Below are 1,834 nucleotides of genomic sequence, written 5' to 3' on the forward strand. Positions count from 1 at the left end.
AAGTCCTTCCTAACTTCCATACAGCTAAATGCAAGAGAACCACACCGCCTTTATTCAACTAGGGCTTAATTTTTGGGTCTGAAGACCAAACTAAGCCCTAATTATTGTGCGTTCGGCTTTTTCATTTTCTCTCATATACCACCATTCTTATGTTATTATAGTTGTCCTGTCTCGATAGCTTAATTTCAACGTTTATATTGTTCTCTGTTGTCCAAACAAATGATTGATTTTTCTTTTCTTCATTTATCGAATTGGGTTTACCAAGTTCATTTGTTAGGATCATTACAAGGTCATTAAATCTTTTCAAAAAAACTTCACTTGTCGACTTTTCATTTCCAAATTCAATTCTATCGGTCTGTGTTTTTTCCCAATTCATTGTTATGGCCCTAACTAGATCAGTCTTTTTAGTAGCATAATACATAATTGAGTTTGAGATAATCGAATCTTCTACAACAAGGTAAGATTTGTTAATGTCAATATCATATTTCCTAGGGTTCCAACTGTCCCCAATTCCAATTTTGTGATTTGGGGTAATGTCAAAAGTTTTCCATTCCTTTTCTTTCGACTCCACTTTGGTAAGGGGCAGGTTTGAAAAATCAACAAGGATTGTCCTAAGTCTATTTTCAAAAATCGCGTTTGACCTTTCTTTTCCTAATGTCTTCGGTTTTAATTCAAAGTCATTCACTAAAAAGGTTGCATAAATCCTGTTATCCTTAATTGTTGTCAGACCATAAATTTGGTCATTCGATGTTTTGAATTTGAGCAATTCATTAGAGCCATTAAAGTTTTTACAACGATAAGAGAAGTGCGAATTGAAAAATTTTACATCATTAAGTATCTTCTCAAAAGGCTGGATTTTATTATTCACTATTCGCGATAAATACGAAGCTGTGTCTGTTTCAAAAATATGTAGAAGTTCACCATTATAAACAAAGGAACTGACAATACTAGGGTGATATGAAAAATCAAAATAGTCTACATTCTCATCTTCATAAATCACTTTATAGCCTTTTGATTCACTGTACCAAGAGTAGTTCTTACCTGTCTTTTCTATGTTTTCATAAGTTACATCACCATCACATTTTGTTAGCTCCTTCGGGTTATTGATTCTCAGAACTTTAAAGAAATTAGTTAAATAATAAGTGCTGTCGATTTTGTTTATCAATGGTGTTGTGGATTCCAAAACATATTGACTGTCTGTTTTCTTGTCTTTAAACCACGTTTTTCCACCCCATTCGCCAAAGTCTAAAGTGTAGACATAAAAGTCTGAATCTTCCCATATTAAGTCGTCCGTTTTATCAACCTTGTTCCACTTTAAATTTGTATTATCAAGATAATAGCTTTGCTTGTCCATATATGGCTTCAGAATAATGCTATCATTTTGCACATAAAAATCCAAGTAGACTGTTTTCATTTCTGTGGGGCAGTCAATCACTTTTTCTAATTGATTGTTTGAAAAAATATAAAGCCATCTTTTTCCGTAGCCACCATATTTCATTAATCGTTGTTCAAAAAGCACATAATATTTGTCCTTATATTCTAATGCGTGAGTCATTCTGCCATTGACACTCATTGAAATTGTGTCTTGAATAAGAGAAAAACCACTCTCAAAATCTTTCACGTTGGAATTTTGTTGTCCTTTACAAGCAAAAAGTGTCAATGATATAATTAGTATTGCAAAAATTTGGTTCATTTTTTCTTATCGTGAGATTGTTTTTCAGCTGACGCAGTAGAGTAGAGCCTGATAGCTCTCTCTGTTTAAATAATTATAAATGTAATCATTTTGAGAAAACTATCAGAACCCCCTTCATCAAACCGTACGTGAAGTTTTCCC

General features: G+C 32.9%; 1 protein-coding gene. It reads right to left on the reverse strand.

Going from position 1 to position 1,834, the window contains the following annotated elements; genetic code table 11:
• Positions 1–121: 121 nt before the first annotated feature.
• Positions 122–1,693 (reverse strand): hypothetical protein, encoded by a 1,572-nt coding sequence (locus AVL50_RS07180; protein ID WP_062615812.1) that lies wholly within the window; start codon positions 1,691–1,693, stop codon positions 122–124.
• Positions 1,694–1,834 lie beyond the last annotated feature (141 nt).

Origin of the sequence: Flammeovirga sp. SJP92 (assembly GCF_001583495.1) — a bacterium.
Lineage (GTDB): Bacteria > Bacteroidota > Bacteroidia > Cytophagales > Flammeovirgaceae > Flammeovirga.